Raw genomic sequence first — 17,453 nt, forward strand, 5'->3', positions numbered from 1 at the left:
AAAAAGCATGGCGGGGAATGACCGCGAGCCAATAGGACGTAAGGGAAAGCCGACGCGTCCGGCGAAAGAAAAGGTAAGCCGTCGTCGCCTCAGAGATGAGGAGTATGACGATGACTATGAAGACGATTATGAGGATGAAGAACCGATGCCGCGTAAAGGGAAAGGCAAAGGGCGTAAGCCTCGTGGTAAGCGCGGCTGGTTCTGGCTGCTGCTGAAGCTGTTCATTGTTTTTGTTGTCCTGATCGCGATTTACGGCGTTTATCTGGATCAGAAGATCCGCAGCCGTATTGACGGGAAAGTCTGGCAATTGCCTGCGGCAGTGTACGGCCGCATGGTGAACCTTGAGCCGGACATGTCCATCAGCAAGAACGAGATGGTGAAGCTGCTGCAAGCCACGCAGTATCGTCAGGTCACGAAAATGACCCGTCCAGGCGAATTTACCGTCCAGGCGAAAAGTATTGAGATGATCCGCCGTCCGTTCGACTTCCCGGACAGTAAAGAAGGGCAGGTTCGCGCGCGTCTGACCTTTGACGGCGATCGTCTTGAAACCATTGAGAACATGGATAACGATCGCCAGTTCGGTTTCTTCCGTCTCGATCCGCGTCTCATCACCATGCTGTCGTCCGCAAACGGCGAACAGCGGCTGTTCGTGGCGCGTAACGGCTTCCCGGATTTGCTGGTGGATACCCTGCTGGCAACCGAAGATCGCCACTTCTACGAGCACGACGGTATTAGCCTTTACTCCATTGGTCGTGCGGTACTGGCGAACCTGACCGCCGGGCGTACGGTGCAGGGGGCGAGTACCCTGACCCAGCAGCTGGTGAAAAACCTGTTCCTCTCCAGCGAGCGCTCTTACTGGCGTAAAGCCAACGAAGCGTACATGGCCGTGCTGATGGATGCCCGCTACAGCAAGGATCGTATTCTTGAGCTGTACATGAACGAGGTGTACCTCGGTCAGAGCGGCGATAACGAGATCCGCGGCTTCCCGCTGGCGAGCCTGTACTACTTTGGCCGTCCGGTAGAAGAGCTGAGCCTTGACCAGCAGGCGCTGCTGGTGGGCATGGTGAAAGGCGCGTCGATCTACAACCCGTGGCGTAACCCGAAACTGGCGCTGGAGCGTCGTAACCTGGTGCTGCGTCTGCTGCAACAACAGCAGGTGATTGACCAGGAGCTGTACGACATGCTGAGCGCACGTCCGCTGGGCGTTCAGCCGCGCGGTGGGGTGATCTCTCCGCAGCCTGCCTTTATGCAGATGGTGCGTCAGGAGTTGCAGTCGAAGCTCGGAGATAAAGTGAAAGATCTCTCAGGCGTGAAGATCTTTACCACCTTTGATTCCGTGGCGCAGGATGCGGCAGAAAAAGCGGCGGTAGAAGGTATTCCGGCGCTGAAAAAGCAGCGTAAGCTGAGCGATCTGGAAACCGCGATGGTAGTGGTTGACCGTAACACCGGCGAAGTTCGTGCCATGGTGGGCGGTGCTGAGCCGCAGTATGCGGGCTATAACCGCGCAATGCAGGCGCGTCGTTCGATTGGTTCTCTGGCAAAACCGGCAACCTACCTGACCGCGCTGAGCCAGCCGAACCTCTATCGACTGAACACCTGGATTGCCGATGCGCCAATCTCCCTGCGCCAGCCTAACGGCCAGGTATGGTCACCGCAGAACGATGACAGACAGTTCAGCGGTCAGGTGATGCTGGTGGATGCGTTAACCCGCTCGATGAACGTGCCAACGGTTAACCTCGGGATGGCGCTGGGCCTGCCAGCCATCACCGACACCTGGCAGAAGCTGGGCGTACCGAAAGATCAGCTGCACCCTGTGCCAGCGATGATCCTGGGGGCGCTTAACCTGACGCCAATCGAAGTGGCGCAGGCGTTCCAGACCATCGCCAGCGGCGGTAACCGAGCGCCGCTCTCCGCTCTGCGTTCGGTGATTGCCGAAGATGGCTCCGTGCTGTATCAGAGCTTCCCGCAGGCGGAGCGCGCTGTTCCGGCGCAGGCGGCCTATATGACGCTGTGGACCATGCAGCAGGTGGTTCAGCGCGGTACCGGTCGTCAGCTGGGGGCGAAGTATCCTGGTCTGCATCTGGCGGGTAAAACCGGGACCACCAACAACAATGTCGATACCTGGTTCGCCGGTATTGATGGTCGTGAAGTGGTCATCACCTGGGTGGGGCGCGATAACAACCAGCCGACCAAACTGTATGGCGCGAGCGGTGCTATGTCGATTTACCAGCGCTACCTCGCGAATCAGTCTCCGGTGCCGCTGAACCTCGTTGCTCCGGAAGATATCGTCGATATGGGCGTGGACAGCTCGGGTAACTTCATTTGCGGCGGTGGCGTGCGTACGCTGCCGGTCTGGACGACCAACCCGGATGCGCTGTGCCAGCAAAGCCAGCCAGAAGAACCGACAGGTAACCCGTTCGATCAGTCTTCTCAACCTCAGCAGCCGCAGCAGCAACAGCCGCAGCAGCAGGAAGAGAAGAAAGACAGCGACGGCGTCGCCGGCTGGATCAAGGATATGTTCGGCGGGAACTAACCCTACTGATACCCCCTTCTCAGGAAGGGGGTATTTTTTCACCTCAGTAACTCATTTCCTTAACCCTGTTTACAATCCTTATTAACGACCCATTTTCCGTTGATTATTTCTTAAACCCTCAATTCTTGTAGGGCCGCATATCGCTTGCTATGCCGTCAGCGTTTCGCATATTATTCTGCGGTCATAATAATAATTCTCGTTTACGTTATCATTCACCTTTTCCATCAGAGATCCATCATGGCGCTTTCCAATACTGCTCAGCCAATTAACACGTCGCTGCGTAAAATCGCAGCCGTCGTAGCCACAGCGGTTGCCGGCATGTCTGCTTACGCACAGGCCGCTGAAACCCCCAAGAAAGAAGAAACCATCACCGTGACTGCCGCACCGGCTGCACAGGAAAGTGCCTGGGGTCCTGCACCGACGATTGCAGCAAAGCGCACTGCAACGGCGACGAAAACCGATACACCGATCGAGAAAACCCCGCAGTCTATTTCCGTGGTTACACGTGAAGAGATGGACATGAAACAGCCGGGAACGGTTAAACAGGCGCTGGCCTATACCCCAAGCGTTTTCGCAACGCGCGGCGCATCAACAACTTACGATGTGGTTTCGATTCGTGGTTTCACGACCTCCAGCACCGTGAATACCAACCAGTATCTGGATGGTATGAAGTTGCAGGGAGACAACTACTCTGAAGCGTCCATGGACCCGTACTTCCTTGAGCGCGTAGAGCTGCTGCGTGGCCCGACGTCTGTACTGTATGGCAAAAGCCATCCTGGCGGCGTAGTGAGTATGGTCAGCAAGCGTCCAACTACGGAACCGTTGAAAGAAATTCAGTTCAAAATGGGGACGGATAACCTCTGGCAGACCGGGTTTGATTTCAGCGACGCGATTGACGATGACGGCGTGTGGTCCTACCGTCTGACCGGTCTGGGGCGCAGTGAAAATGCGCAGCAGGAAATGGTGAAGTCTACTCGTTACGCGATTGCGCCGTCTTTCAGCTGGCGTCCTGATGATAAAACCGATTTCACTTTCCTGAGCAACTTCCAGAGCGATCCGGATGCGGGTTACTACGGCTGGCTGCCGCGTGAAGGTACCGTTGTGCCTTACTATGATGCTAACGGAAAAGCGCACAAACTGCCGACCGACTTCAACGAAGGCGATGAAGACAATAAGATCTCCCGTCGTCAGAAAATGGTGGGTTACAGCTTCGCGCATGAATTCAACGACACCTTCACCGTGCGTCAGAACCTGCGTTATACCAAAATCAACACGCTTTACCGTTCAGTTTACGGTAACGGCTATATCGCCCCGGCCCAGATCAGCCGCGCGTACGTGCGCTCAGATGAAGACCTCAACTCGTTCACGGTTGATACACAGCTCCAGTCGAAATTCGCGACCGGCGCCGTTGACCATACCCTGCTGACGGGTGTGGATTACCTTCGTATGCGCAATGACATTGATGCTGACTACGGTACCGCCGATCCGATCAGCATGAACAATCCGCAGCACGGCAATGCGAACGTTAATGTGAACTTCCCGTATGCCATGCTCAATCGCCAGGAGCAGACCGGGCTCTATGCGCAGGATCAGGCGGAATGGGATAAGTGGGTACTCACCCTGGGTGGCCGCTATGACTTTGCGAAAACGTCTGCCTTTAACCGTAATAACGGAACCACCGCGGAAATTAACGATCAGGCATTTACCTGGCGCGGGGGGATTAACTACCTGTTCGACAACGGGATTACACCATACTTCAGCTACAGTGAATCTTTCGAACCGCTCTCTGGCACTACTCAGGGTGGTAAACCGTTCGATCCGGCACGCGGCAAGCAATATGAAGCGGGCGTGAAGTATGTTCCAAAAGATCTGCCTGTTGTGGTGACGGCAGCGGTATACCAGCTGACCAAGAACAATAACCTGACCGCCGATCCGGCGAACCCGACCAGCGGCTTTAGCGTGCAGGGCGGTGAAATTCGCTCCCGTGGCTTTGAGCTGGAAGCGAAAGCGGCGGTGTCGGCTAACGTGAACGTGACGGCGGCCTACAGCTACACCGATGCGGAATACACCCACGATACCTGGTATGAAGGTCGTCGTCCGGCAGAAGTACCGCGCAACATGGCATCCCTCTGGGCGGATTACACCTTCCACGAGACGGCGCTGAGTGGCCTGACCGTCGGTGCAGGCGCGCGTTACATCGGTAACACGGTGACGTACTACTCCTCAGCGTCGCCTAAAGCCTATGAGTCCTTTAACGTCGCGGGTTATGCCCTGGCGGATGCGACCGTGAAATACGATCTGGCGCGCTTCGGTCTGCCGGGCTCTTCCGTCGGCGTCAACGTGAACAACATCTTTGACCGTGAATACGTCTCCAGCTGCTACAGCGAGTATGCATGCTACTGGGGAGCAGGACGCCAGGTTGTTGCCACGGCGACCTTCCGCTTCTAACCTCTTTATGGGCACGGTTCGCCGTGCCCTTTTTATTTAAGTTGGCTGACATGCAGGATAACAAAACGCAATCCGACTCCACCTTCACGCTCAATAATCTCTCCTTTCGCGTACCCGGGCGCACCTTGCTGCATCCGCTCTCTTTGACGTTTCCCGCAGGTAAAGTGACCGGTTTAATCGGGCACAATGGTTCCGGTAAATCGACGCTGCTGAAGATGCTGGGCCGTCATCAGCCACCGTCCGAGGGCGACATTTTGCTGGATGACCAGCCGCTGGCGAGCTGGAGCAGTAAGGCCTTTGCCCGCAAGGTGGCCTATCTGCCGCAGCAGTTGCCGCAGGCGGAGGGGATGACGGTGCGCGAGCTGGTGGCGATTGGACGTTATCCGTGGCACGGTGCGCTCGGGCGTTTTGGCGTTGCTGACAGAGAGAAAGTGGAAGAGGCGATCGCGCTGGTGGGATTAAAACCGCTGGCGCACCGTCTGGTGGATAGCCTGTCCGGTGGCGAGCGTCAGCGCGCATGGATCGCAATGCTGGTGGCGCAGGACAGCCGCTGCCTGCTGCTCGACGAACCCACGTCGGCGCTGGATATTGCTCATCAGGTTGACGTCCTGGCGCTGGTGCATCGCTTAAGTCAGCAGCGTGGCCTGACGGTGATTGCCGTTCTGCATGATATCAACATGGCGGCACGCTATTGCGACTATCTGGTAGCGCTGCGCGGCGGTGAAATGATCGCTCAGGGTACGCCTGCCGAACTGATGCGTAGCGAAACGCTGGAACATATCTACGGTATTCCTATGGGCATCCTGCCTCACCCGGCCGGGGCTGCACCCGTGAGCTTTGTCTACTGATGCTGGATTCAACTTTCATTAGCCGCCGTCGCCTGCTGACGGCCATGGCGCTCTCACCGCTGCTGTTAAAGATGGGCCCGGCCCGCGCTGCCGCTATCGATCCGCACCGCATCGTGGCGCTGGAGTGGTTGCCCGTTGAACTGATGATGGCGCTGGGCGTGACGCCTTACGGTGTGGCCGATATTCCCAACTACACCCTGTGGGTGAATGAGCCAAAACTGCCGGACTCCGTCATCGACATCGGTCTGCGTACGGAGCCGAACCTTGAGCTTCTCACCCAGATGAAACCGTCTTATTTATTCTGGTCTGCGGGGTATGGTCCGTCGGAAGAGACCATGGCGAAGATTGCGCCCGGACGGGGCTTTTCCTTTAGCGACGGTAAAAAGCCGCTGACCATGGCAAAAAATTCCATCCACGAGATGGCGCAGTTCCTCAACCGTGAGGCTCAGGCGAAAAAACACCTCGATGAATTTGATGCGCTGATTGATTCCCTTAAGCCGCGCTTTGCCCACCGTGGCGATCGGCCTTTGCTGATGGTGACCCTGCTGGATGCCCGCCATATGCTGGTCTTTGGAAATAACTGTCTGTTCCAGGAAGTGCTCGACAGCTTTGGCATTCGCAATGCCTGGGAAGGCGAGATGACGTTCTGGGGCAGTACCGCCGTGGGGATTGACCGTCTGGCGGCGTTTCGTGATGTGGACGTGCTGTGCTTTGACCACGGCAATGAGCGCGAGATGCAAACCCTGATGGCGACCCCGCTCTGGCAGGCAATGCCGTTCGTCCGCGAGCAGCGCTTCCTGCGCGCGCCAGCGGTATGGTTCTACGGCGCGACGCTGTCGGCCATGCATTTTGCCCGCGTGCTGGACAATGCACTGGGAGGCAAGGCATGAGCACGCGTATGGCCCGTTTCCCGATGTTACTGTTAGCAATCATTTTTCTGGCTGCCCTGGCGTTAACCGGCTTTAACCTGACAACGGCGTTGCCGCGCGATCAGTGGGCAGCCGCGTTTGCCGCACCGGATATCGATAATATTCAGCAAATGCTGTTCCACTACAGCCTGCTGCCGCGTCTGGCTATCTCCCTGCTGGTCGGGGCGGGACTGGGACTGGTGGGCGTACTGTTTCAGCAGGTGCTACGTAACCCGCTGGCGGAGCCCACCACGCTGGGCGTGGCGACGGGGGCTCAGTTGGGGATCACCATCACCACTCTCTGGACCCTGCCGGGAGCGTTAACCTCGCAGTTTGCCGCGCTGGCAGGCGCATGCGTGGTCGGTGCGCTGGTCTTTGGCGTGGCCTGGGGAAAACGTCTCTCGCCGGTCACGCTGATCCTCGCGGGGCTGGTCGTCAGCCTCTACTGTGGGGCGATCAACCAGCTGCTGGTGCTGTTTCACCACGACCAGTTACAAAGCATGTTTATGTGGAGTACCGGCACGCTCACCCAGACCGACTGGAGTATCGTTCAGCGCCTGTGGCCGCAGCTGTTTGGCGGCGTGGTGCTGACACTGCTGCTGCTGCGTCCGCTCACGCTGATGGGCCTGGACGACGGCGTGGCGCGCAATCTCGGGCTGGCGCTGTCGCTGGCGCGTCTGGCGGCCCTGACCCTGGCGATTGTGCTCAGCGCGTTACTGGTTAACGCCGTCGGCATCATCGGCTTTATCGGCCTGTTTGCGCCGCTGCTGGCAAAAATGCTCGGCGCACGCCGTCTGCTGGCGCGCCTGATGCTGGCGCCGCTGATTGGTGCGCTGATCCTCTGGCTTTCCGATCAGCTCATTCTCTGGCTGGCGCGCGTCTGGATGGAAGTTTCCACGGGCTCGGTGACGGCCCTGATCGGCGCGCCGCTGCTGCTGTGGCTCTTGCCGCGCCTGCGCAGCATTAGCGCCCCGGCAATGGATGCCGGCGATAAAGTACATGCTGAGCGTCAGTCGGTGGTGTGGTTCAGCCTTGCCGGGCTGGCAGTGCTGGTTATCGCCTCGTTTGCCGCACTCTCGCTGGGACGCGACGCCACGGGCTGGCATTGGGCGACGGGGGATTTGCTGCATGAACTCATGCAGTGGCGCTGGCCGCGGATCTTCTCCGCGCTGATTGCGGGCGTCATGCTGGCGGTGGCGGGCTGTATTATCCAGCGTCTGACCGGTAACCCGATGGCAAGCCCGGAAGTCCTGGGCATCAGTTCCGGCGCCGCGTTTGGCGTGGTGTTGATGCTGTTTCTCGTGCCGGGGAATGCCTTCGGCTGGCTGATGCCTGCCGGGAGTATCGGTGCGGCGGCGACGCTGATGATTATCCTGATCGCCTCCGGGCGCGGCGGTTTCTCGCCTCACCGCATGCTGCTGGCCGGGATGGCGCTCAGCACCGCATTTACTATGCTGCTGATGATGTTGCAGGCGAGCGGCGATCCGCGCATGGCGCAGATCCTGACCTGGATTTCCGGTTCAACATACAACGCCACCGGCAGTCAGGTGGTGTATACCGGGATTGTAATGATCGTGCTGCTGGCGATAGTGCCGCTGTGCCGCCGCTGGATGACCATTCTGCCGCTGGGCGGGGACACCGCGCGCGCGGTTGGGCTGGCGCTGACGCCAACGCGTATCGCCCTGCTGCTGCTGGCCGCGTGCCTGACGGCGACGGCCACCATGACCATTGGCCCGCTCAGTTTTGTCGGATTAATGGCGCCGCATATCGCCCGTATGATGGGCTTCCGCAGGACTTTGCCACATATCGTGATCTCTGCGCTGACGGGCGGGGCGATCCTGGTCTTTGCTGACTGGTGCGGAAGGATGGTGCTGTTCCCGTATCAGATCCCGGCGGGCCTGCTGTCGACCTTTATCGGCGCGCCGTACTTTATATATCTGTTGAGAAAGCAGAGTCGGTAATAAAAGTAAACGGCAATCCTTAGATTGCCGTTTTAGCGTTTGCTCCCTCTCCCTGTAGGAGAGGGCTGGGGTGAGGGCATCAAGCCGCACATTTTACAGCTTCGCAAACACCTTACGCGCTGCGTCGATGGTGTTATTGATATCTTCTTCGCTGTGTGCCACGGACATAAAGCCCGCTTCAAACGCTGACGGGGCCAGATACACGCCTTCTTCCAGCATCAGGTGGAAGAAGCGTTTGAAGCGTTCCACGTCGCATTTCACCACGTCCTGATAGCAGGTCACGGTTTTCGCCTCGGTGAAGAAAATCCCGAACATCCCGCCGACGTGGTTTACCACCAGCGGAATACCCGCGTCTTCTGCGGCTTCCAGCAGACCGTTTGCCAGCTGCGTCGTCCGGTCCGTCAGGGTTTGGTGGATGCCCGGCTGCGCCACTTCGGTCAGACAGGCAAAGCCCGCCGCCATCGCAATCGGGTTACCGGAGAGCGTACCCGCCTGGTAAACCGGACCGGTTGGCGCCAGCGCGTCCATTACGTCCTTACGGCCGCCAAACGCGCCGACAGGCATGCCGCCGCCAATGATTTTGCCGAGGCAGGTCAGATCCGGCTCTACGCCGTAGTATGACTGCGCTCCCGCCAGCGCGACGCGGAAACCGGTCATCACTTCGTCGATGATCAGCAGCGCGCCGAACTCATCGCACAGTGCGCGCAGGCCCGGCAGGAAATCCGGCTGCGGTGGGATACAGTTCATGTTGCCCGCAACTGGCTCAACGATAATGCAGGCGATCTCCTGCGGATACTGCTCGAACGCCGCGCGAACGGTGTCCAGATCGTTATAGGTGCAGGTGAGGGTGTGTTTTGCGAAGTCAGCCGGCACGCCCGGAGAGTTAGGCTGACCGAGCGTCAGCGCGCCGGAACCGGCTTTTACCAGCAGGCAGTCGGCGTGGCCATGGTAACAGCCTTCGAACTTGATAATCTTGTCACGGCCGGTAAAGCCGCGCGCCAGACGGATGGCGCTCATGGTCGCTTCCGTACCGGAGTTCACCATACGTACCATGTCCATTGTCGGCACCAGCTCGGTGACCAGCTCCGCCATTTTGACTTCCATCTCGGTTGGCGCACCGAAGCTCAGGCCGCGCTGAGCGGCTTCAATCACCGCGTTGCGGATCGCCGGGTGGTTGTGGCCCAGTACCATCGGGCCCCAGGAGCCGACGTAATCGACATAGGCTTTACCATCCACATCATACAGATATGCGCCATCCGCACGTTCGATAAACAGCGGGGTGCCACCCACGCCGGTAAAGGCGCGCACCGGTGAGTTTACGCCGCCTGGGATAAGCTCGCGGGCTGCGCTGTAGAGGTTTTCAGACTTGCTCATGGCGTCGTTCCTGGTTCGTAGAAATAAGTTAAGGAGACTATTCTAAGTGATCCGGATGAGGTTATAAAATTTTTGCCCCGTAAAGGGCTTAACAATTGTTAAGTATTTTTCAGGGGACGAGGGGACTGTCTCTGGTAAAATCCCTGCGGCCATTTGTATGACGAAACAGAACAGGTAATGAACGAGAACACTCCGTCTTTTGAACAACAGCAGTTTACGCGCGCGAAGCGCCGGGTCAGCATCCGGCGGCTGCTCAACCGTGACAAAACCCCGTTGGCCATTCTGCTGGCAGCTGCCGTTGTGGGCACGCTGGCCGGTCTCGTGGGCGTCGCGTTTGAAAAAGCCGTCAACGCGGTGCTCAACTGGCGCATAGGCACCGTCGCCAGCTTTGCGGATCGGGAATGGCTGGTCTGGGTGTGGGCCTTTGGCCTTTCGGCCCTGTTTGCCATGGTGGGCTATTTCCTGGTACGTAAATTCGCACCCGAAGCGGGCGGCTCGGGGATCCCGGAAATTGAAGGGGCGCTGGAGGAGCTACGCCCGGTTCGCTGGTGGCGGGTACTTCCTGTGAAATTTATCGGCGGGATGGGAACGCTCGGGGCGGGCATGGTGCTCGGTCGGGAAGGGCCAACGGTACAGCTGGGCGGTAACGTCGGGCGCATGGTCGGCGATCTGTTCCGTATGCGCAGCGCCGAAGCACGGCATACGTTGCTGGCGACGGGGGCGGCGGCGGGGCTGTCTGCGGCGTTTAACGCGCCGCTGGCGGGTATCCTGTTTATCATTGAAGAGATGCGCGCCCAGTTCCGCTACAACCTGATCTCCATTAAAGCGGTGTTTACCGGCGTGATTATGTCGAGCATTGTCTTTCGCGTCTTTAATGGCGAAGGGGCGGTGATTGAAGTTGGCAAGCTGACCAATGCGCCGGTCAATACTTTGTGGCTGTATCTGGTTCTTGGGATGATTTTTGGCGTCGTTGGCCCGCTTTTTAACACCCTGATTTTACGGGCTCAGGATATGTTTCAGCGCATCCATGGCGGAAATACCACGAAATGGGTGCTGGTGGGGGGCCTGCTTGGCGGCGTGTGCGGGATCCTCGGCTTCATCGAACCGAACGCGGCGGGCGGCGGTTTCGGCCTGATTCCCATTGCCGCGGCGGGGAATTTCAGCGTGGGGCTGCTGCTGTTTATGTTTATCTCGCGGGTTATCACGACCGTGCTGTGCTTCTCCTCCGGCGCACCGGGCGGCATATTTGCCCCGATGCTGGCGCTGGGAACGCTGCTGGGCACGGCGTTTGGCATGGCGGCAGCGGTTGGCTTCCCGGCCTATCATCTGGACGCGGGGACGTTTGCGGTGGCGGGAATGGGGGCGCTGCTGGCGGCCTCCCTGCGCGCGCCGCTTACCGGGATCGTACTGGTGCTGGAAATGACCGACAATTACCAGCTCATTTTGCCAATGATCATTACCTGTCTCGGCGCGACACTATTAGCCCAATTCCTGGGTGGAAAACCGCTATACTCCACCATTCTTGCCCGTACCCTGGCGAAACAGGAAGCTGAACAGGCCCTGAAGCAGAATACTTGAATGAATTACCAGGGTATTAGATAATGACAAAAAGAATTGGGTGATTTTTGCCCAATAGCAGTCGCAGTATTCATGGGAGCATAAGATGAGTGATGACGTAGCGTTGCCGCTGGAATTTACCGAAGCAGCAGCGAAAAAAGTGAAAACCCTGATTGCCGACGAGGACAATCCGGATCTGAAACTGCGTGTTTATATTACCGGCGGCGGCTGTAGTGGCTTCCAGTATGGTTTTACCTTTGACGACCAGGTTAACGATGGTGATATGACTATCGAGAAACAGGGCGTCGCGCTGGTGGTTGATCCGATGAGCCTGCAATATCTGGTGGGCGGTTCAGTGGACTACACTGAAGGTCTGGAAGGTTCGCGCTTTGTGGTGACTAACCCGAATGCGACCAGCACCTGCGGGTGTGGTTCTTCATTCAGTATTTAAACCTGAATGCAAATTGTAGGCCCGGTAAGCGAAGCGCCACCGGGCTTATAAACGATACCTATCTTGAATTTTCATCCAGTGCAAACGTCGGCAGCTTCAGGTGCCAGCGTATCGCCGCTAAACGGATCACCAGCGTTACCACCATCCCCAGCATCGCCGCGTTTTCCAGCGGGACAGCAAAAGTGTAATACGCCGTGGCGTGAACAATCCCCCCGATGATACAGGCCGTCGCGTAGATTTCCGTTCGCAGGATCATCGGGACTTCTCGCGCCAGTATGTCGCGAATAATCCCTCCGCCCACGCCGGTTAACACGCCCATACAGATCGCCACCAGCGGGCCAGTCCCGGCAATAAAGGCTTTGTTCACGCCTATTCCCACAAAGACCGCCAGACCGACGGCATCCAGCACCGGTAATATCCATTTTGGCAGTCTGCGAGGCTGACGAACCAGCACGATGGTTAACAGGCAGGTGACCATCGCCACCACCAGATCCGTGGGATCTTTTACCCAAAATACCGGGCCATTTGCCAGCGCCATATCGCGGATCGTTCCGCCTCCCACCGCCGTAACGACGCCGAGCACCAGTACGCCAAAAGGATCCATGCGTAGTTTTCCGGCAAGCAAAACGCCGGAGATAGCAAAAACGGCTGTGCCAAGAATATCCAGCCAATACACGAGCATCGTTAAATCCTCGAAGGGGGTATTTATCTGTTTGAGTGACTCTCTGCCAGTTCGGCGCAGAGTTGTTTTGCGGCGAGGATAATACGCGGGCTGGCGCGTTCAAACCAGTCGCTGTTGAGTGCGATGACCGGAATTTTAAGCTGCCGATGCCAGAATTGTTCTATTTTAGGAATCTCGCTCGCATTTCCGACCACCACAATGGCCTGCGGTTGTCGCGCCAGAACCTGCTCACGACTGACCTGGGGCCAGGGGACCCGGCTTTCGGCAAAGATATTTTCACCTCCACAGGTTTCAAGCACCTGGTTCTGGATCGAACCTTTCCCGGTAGTGAACAGCGGCTGGCTGCCAAATTGCAGAAAAACGCGTTGTTTCGGTTGCGTGCCGTATCGGGCTTTTAGCGCGGCATAGTCGTTGAGCATCTGCTGTGCAGCCTGTCCGGCGCGTTGGGGGGTAGGGCTGAAGGGCGCGAGGTCACGGAGGGTTTGCGACACCTGTTCGATGCTCACCGCGTCCACCCATTTAACCGTTATTCCCAGCGAAGAGAGCTGGTTTACCTGCCGTTCGGCATTACCGCCGCGCCAGGCGAGTACCAGATCGGGCTTTAGCGCAACGATGCGTTCCAGATTCATTCCCTGCCAGGTGGCAACCTGTTCGATTTGGGCGGCCTGCGGTGGATAATCGGAAAAGCTGCTCACCGCAACGGGCGTGATCCCGGCGGCAAAAGCCAGTTCCGTATTGGCAGGGGAGAGTGTGATCACCCGCGGCGCGGCGATGAGCCAGGCCGGAGCGAACAGAAGCAGGGCGACCAGCGCCCTGAATGACACCTTACCCACGCGCCAGTTTCTGCACCAGGGTTTCCACCATCACGGTGGACTGCTTGGCCGCAACGGCCAGGAACTCGTCGAAGCTGATGTGGGACTGCTGGTCCGCTACGTCAGAGATCGCGCGAACGACCACGAACGGCACGCTGAAGTTATGGCACACGTGCGCAATGGCCGTGGCTTCCATCTCAACGGCCACAGCCTGCGGGAAGTTATGACGGATTTTCGCCAGACCAACAGAGCCGTTGATAAAGGCATCGCCGCTGACGATCAGGCCACGCACCGCATTGAGGTTCAGCTCGTTGATGCAGCTTTCAGCGGCGGCAATCAGCTTATCATCCGCTTTAAACCCGGCCGGGCAGCCCGGAAGCTGACCATATTCGTAGCCGAATGCGGTGACGTCTGCATCGTGGTAACGCGCTTCGTCGGAAACCACAATATCGCCCACTTTCAGCGTCGGCGCCAGACCGCCCGCAGAACCTGTATTAATGATAACGTCAGGCTTGCAGCGCTCAAGCAGCAGGGTCGCGCCCAGTGCCGCTGCAACTTTACCGATGCCTGATTTCAGCAGAGCCACGTCAACACCGTTCAGCTGGCCGGTGTAGATCTCACAGCCACCGAGGGAGAGGGTCTGACGGTTCTCAATTTTGTCACGCAGCAGCGTAACTTCTTCTTCCATTGCACCAATAATGCCGATTTTCATAGATTTACTCGCGATGTGCCTTGTTAAGATGCATAGTCTATCATGCGGTTAAGGGGAAACGCATTCTCACGCGGGGGAGCACATGGCACCAATCGATTTTCGCACCAAAATTAACTGGCACCGACGTTTCCGTTCGCCACAGGGCGATAAGAGCGAACATGAGATCCTGCGCATTTTTGAAAGCGATCGCGGACGCATCATCAATTCGCCCGCCATCCGCCGGTTACAGCAAAAAACCCAGGTGTTCCCGCTGGAGCGTAACGCCGCGGTGCGTACGCGGTTAACGCACTCCATGGAAGTGCAGCAGGTGGGGCGCTACATTGCGAAAGAGATCCTCAGCCGCCTTAAAGAGCAACGTCTGCTGGAAACCTACGGACTGGATGAACTCACCGGCCCGTTCGAAAGCATCGTTGAGATGGCCTGCCTGATGCACGATATCGGCAATCCTCCCTTTGGTCATTTCGGCGAGGCCGCCATCAATGACTGGTTTAAACAGCGGCTTTTTCCCTCTGATGCCATAAGCCAGCCGCTCAGCGATGACCGCTGTGTGGTACGCGATTTAAGCCTGCGTGAAGGTGAAGATAGCCTGAACGATCTGCGCCGTAAGGTGCGCCAGGATCTGTGTCATTTCGAAGGTAACGCGCAGGGGATCCGTTTGGTGCACTCCCTGATGCGCATGAATCTGAACTGGGCCCAGGTGGGCTGTATTCTTAAATACACGCGTCCCGCGTGGTGGACCGGAGAAACGCCCGCCACGCATAGCTACCTGATGAAAAAACCGGGCTATTACTTATCGGAAGAAGCATATATCGCGCGGTTGCGTAAAGAACTGTCTCTGACCCCCAATGGCCGTTTTCCATTGACATGGATTATGGAAGCGGCTGATGACATTTCTTATTGCGTGGCCGATCTGGAAGACGCGGTGGAAAAAAGAATATTCAGCGTCGAGGAGCTGTATCAGCATCTTCATGATGCCTGGGGAGAGCATGAAAAAGGTTCTCTGTTTGCGCAGGTCGTCGAGAATGCCTGGGATAAATCGCGTTCAAATTCGCTGAGCCGCAGTACCGAAGATCAGTTCTTTATGTATTTGCGAGTAAACACGCTGAATAAACTGGTGCCGTATGCAGCCGCCCGTTTCATTGATAATTTGCCGATGATATTTAGCGGGGAATTTAATCACGCCCTGCTGGAAGATGAGAGCAGTTTTAGCCAGCTTCTTGAATTATATAAAAACGTGGCTGTCCGCCATGTTTTCAGCCACCCGGATGTCGAACAGCTGGAGCTGCAAGGATACCGGGTTATTAGCGGGTTGCTGGAAATTTATGGCCCGCTGCTCCAGCTGACGGTCGATGAGTTTAGCGAGCTGGTCGAAAATGAACGTGTTCGCCGCCTGCCGATTGAATCTCGTCTCTATCAGAAGCTTTCAACGCGCCACCGGCTGGCATACATTGAAGCCGTCAGTAAAATAGATCGTCATTCTTCCCAATGGCCAGTCATGGAATATTATTATCGCTGTCGTCTTATCCAGGACTATATCAGCGGGATGACAGATTTGTATGCCTGGGATGAATACCGCAAGCTTATGGCCGTTGAATAAGCCATGAGTTTTGTAAAGACGACCAATAAATTTTTACTTTTTCCATAAACTTAATCCCGGAACTAAGCGGTATAAAACGAATCTGAGTTACACAGCAATTTTGCGTTATCTGGTAAATCGAGATTGAGAAACATGAAAAAAACCACATTAGCAATGAGTGCACTGGCTCTGAGTTTAGGTTTAGCGCTGTCCCCTCTGGCGACGGCGGCCGAGACAGCTTCCTCGGCAGCGACTGCGCAGCAGATGCCAAGCCTGGCCCCGATGCTCGAAAAAGTGATGCCATCGGTGGTGAGTATTAACGTTGAGGGCAGCACAACCGTCAATACGCCGCGTATGCCGCGTAATTTCCAGCAGTTCTTCGGCGACAATTCGCCATTCTGCCAGGACGGTTCGCCATTCCAGAGCTCCCCGTTCTGTCAGGGCGGCGGTGCAGGGGATGACGGCATGGGCGGCGGCCAGCAGCAGAAATTCATGGCACTCGGCTCGGGCGTGATTATTGATGCAGCCAAAGGCTACGTGGTGACCAATAACCACGTGGTGGATAATGCTAACACCATTAAGGTGCAGATGAGCGATGGCCGTAAATTCGATGCCAAAGTGGTCGGTAAAGACCCGCGCTCCGATATCGCGCTGATTCAAATCCAGGATCCGAAGAACCTGACGGCGATTAAGCTTGCCGACTCTGACGCGCTGCGCGTGGGTGACTACACCGTCGCCATCGGTAACCCGTTTGGTCTGGGCGAAACCGTGACCTCGGGTATCGTCTCGGCGCTGGGACGTAGCGGCCTGAATGCGGAAAACTATGAAAACTTCATCCAGACGGATGCGGCCATTAACCGTGGTAATTCCGGCGGTGCGCTGGTTAACCTGAATGGTGAACTGATCGGTATCAACACCGCTATCCTGGCACCGGACGGTGGCAACATCGGTATCGGCTTTGCTATCCCGAGCAACATGGTGAAAAACCTGACTGCGCAGATGGTGCAATATGGACAGGTGAAACGCGGTGAGCTGGGTATCATGGGTACCGAGCTGAACTCCGAGCTGGCGAAAGCGATGAAAGTAGACGCTCAGCGCGGCGCATTCGTAAGCCAGGTCATGCCGAACTCCTCGGCGGCGAAAGCCGGCATTAAAGCGGGTGACGTGATCACCTCTCTGAACGGTAAACCGATCAGCAGCTTTGCCGCCCTGCGTGCGGAAGTGGGTTCTATGCCAATCGGCAGTAAAGTGACCCTCGGCCTGCTGCGTGAAGGTAAGCCGGTTAACGTGAGCCTGGAACTGCAACAGAGCAGTCAGAATCAGGTGGATTCCAGCACCATCTTCAGCGGTATTGAAGGTGCTGAGATGAGCAACAAAGGGGCAGATAAAGGCGTGGTGGTGAACAACGTGAAAGCGAACTCACCTGCTGCCCGTATCGGCCTGAAAAAAGGTGATGTGATCATGGGCGCTAACCAGCAGCCGGTGAAAAACATCGCTGAACTGCGCAAAATTCTCGACAGCAAGCCGTCCGTGCTGGCACTGAATATTCAGCGTGGTGATACTTCTATTTATCTCCTGATGCAGTAATCAT

13 protein-coding genes are annotated in these 17,453 nt (G+C 57.1%); 9 read left to right on the forward strand and 4 right to left on the reverse strand.

Annotated features, from left to right (window positions below; all coding sequences use genetic code 11):
• The first annotated feature begins 7 nt into the window (after positions 1–7).
• From mrcB to fhuB, 5 genes are all read left to right on the forward strand, one after another.
• Positions 8–2,533 carry a bifunctional glycosyl transferase/transpeptidase gene (gene mrcB / locus BFV63_RS03940; protein WP_003856245.1) on the forward strand — a complete coding sequence of 842 codons (2,526 nt, stop codon included), beginning with the start codon at positions 8–10 and terminating at the stop codon, positions 2,531–2,533.
• A gap of 237 nt (positions 2,534–2,770) precedes the next feature.
• Positions 2,771–4,981, forward strand: a complete 2,211-nt coding sequence (fhuA, locus tag BFV63_RS03945; protein WP_023299357.1) for a ferrichrome porin FhuA — start codon at positions 2,771–2,773, stop codon at positions 4,979–4,981.
• Between the two features lie 50 nt (positions 4,982–5,031).
• The gene (gene fhuC / locus BFV63_RS03950) at positions 5,032–5,829 is read left to right on the forward strand and encodes a Fe3+-hydroxamate ABC transporter ATP-binding protein FhuC (RefSeq protein ID WP_003856242.1); all 798 of its coding nucleotides are present in this window, start codon (positions 5,032–5,034) and stop codon (positions 5,827–5,829) included.
• On the forward strand, positions 5,829–6,719 hold the full coding sequence (fhuD, locus tag BFV63_RS03955) for a Fe(3+)-hydroxamate ABC transporter substrate-binding protein FhuD (protein ID WP_003856240.1): 891 nt from the start codon (positions 5,829–5,831) through the stop codon (positions 6,717–6,719). The genes fhuC and fhuD overlap by 1 nt, the downstream gene beginning before the upstream one ends.
• Positions 6,716–8,698: a Fe(3+)-hydroxamate ABC transporter permease FhuB gene (gene fhuB, locus BFV63_RS03960; RefSeq protein ID WP_048241375.1), complete on the forward strand. Its 1,983-nt coding sequence runs from the start codon at positions 6,716–6,718 to the stop codon at positions 8,696–8,698. The genes fhuD and fhuB overlap by 4 nt, the downstream gene beginning before the upstream one ends.
• Before the next feature lie 93 nt (positions 8,699–8,791).
• Here the strand turns inward: fhuB and hemL are convergent, their stop codons facing one another.
• Positions 8,792–10,072 (reverse strand): glutamate-1-semialdehyde 2,1-aminomutase, encoded by a 1,281-nt coding sequence (gene hemL, locus BFV63_RS03965; protein WP_003856235.1) that lies wholly within the window; start codon positions 10,070–10,072, stop codon positions 8,792–8,794.
• A 177-nt stretch (positions 10,073–10,249) separates the two neighbouring features.
• Between hemL and clcA the strand changes: the two genes are divergently transcribed.
• Positions 10,250–11,650 carry a H(+)/Cl(-) exchange transporter ClcA gene (gene clcA, locus BFV63_RS03970; RefSeq protein WP_032608537.1) on the forward strand — a complete coding sequence of 467 codons (1,401 nt, stop codon included), beginning with the start codon at positions 10,250–10,252 and terminating at the stop codon, positions 11,648–11,650.
• An 85-nt stretch (positions 11,651–11,735) separates the two neighbouring features.
• Positions 11,736–12,080 carry an iron-sulfur cluster insertion protein ErpA gene (gene erpA / locus BFV63_RS03975; RefSeq protein WP_003856230.1) on the forward strand — a complete coding sequence of 115 codons (345 nt, stop codon included), beginning with the start codon at positions 11,736–11,738 and terminating at the stop codon, positions 12,078–12,080.
• Between the two features lie 58 nt (positions 12,081–12,138).
• Here the strand turns inward: erpA and BFV63_RS03980 are convergent, their stop codons facing one another.
• From BFV63_RS03980 to mtnN, 3 genes are read right to left on the reverse strand one after another with little or no spacing between them, the layout of a single operon-like run.
• Positions 12,139–12,762 carry a TRIC cation channel family protein gene (locus BFV63_RS03980; protein ID WP_003856227.1) on the reverse strand — a complete coding sequence of 208 codons (624 nt, stop codon included), beginning with the start codon at positions 12,760–12,762 and terminating at the stop codon, positions 12,139–12,141.
• Between the two features lie 23 nt (positions 12,763–12,785).
• The gene (gene btuF / locus BFV63_RS03985; protein WP_023315430.1) at positions 12,786–13,595 is read right to left on the reverse strand and encodes a vitamin B12 ABC transporter substrate-binding protein BtuF; all 810 of its coding nucleotides are present in this window, start codon (positions 13,593–13,595) and stop codon (positions 12,786–12,788) included.
• Positions 13,588–14,286 (reverse strand): 5'-methylthioadenosine/S-adenosylhomocysteine nucleosidase, encoded by a 699-nt coding sequence (gene mtnN / locus BFV63_RS03990; RefSeq protein ID WP_003856223.1) that lies wholly within the window; start codon positions 14,284–14,286, stop codon positions 13,588–13,590. The genes btuF and mtnN overlap by 8 nt, the downstream gene beginning before the upstream one ends.
• 82 nt (positions 14,287–14,368) lie before the next feature.
• On the opposite strand from mtnN, the gene dgt reads away from it, so the two are divergent.
• Together dgt and degP are read left to right on the forward strand one after the other, a co-directional pair.
• Positions 14,369–15,883: a dGTPase gene (gene dgt, locus BFV63_RS03995; RefSeq protein WP_069597455.1), complete on the forward strand. Its 1,515-nt coding sequence runs from the start codon at positions 14,369–14,371 to the stop codon at positions 15,881–15,883.
• Positions 15,884–16,015: 132 nt separating this feature from the next.
• Complete coding sequence (gene degP, locus BFV63_RS04000) at positions 16,016–17,449, forward strand: serine endoprotease DegP (protein ID WP_003856219.1); 1,434 nt, start codon at positions 16,016–16,018, stop codon at positions 17,447–17,449.
• Positions 17,450–17,453: the final 4 nt, after the last annotated feature.

It is taken from the genome of Enterobacter hormaechei subsp. xiangfangensis (assembly GCF_001729785.1).
GTDB classification, from domain to species: domain Bacteria; phylum Pseudomonadota; class Gammaproteobacteria; order Enterobacterales; family Enterobacteriaceae; genus Enterobacter; species Enterobacter hormaechei_C.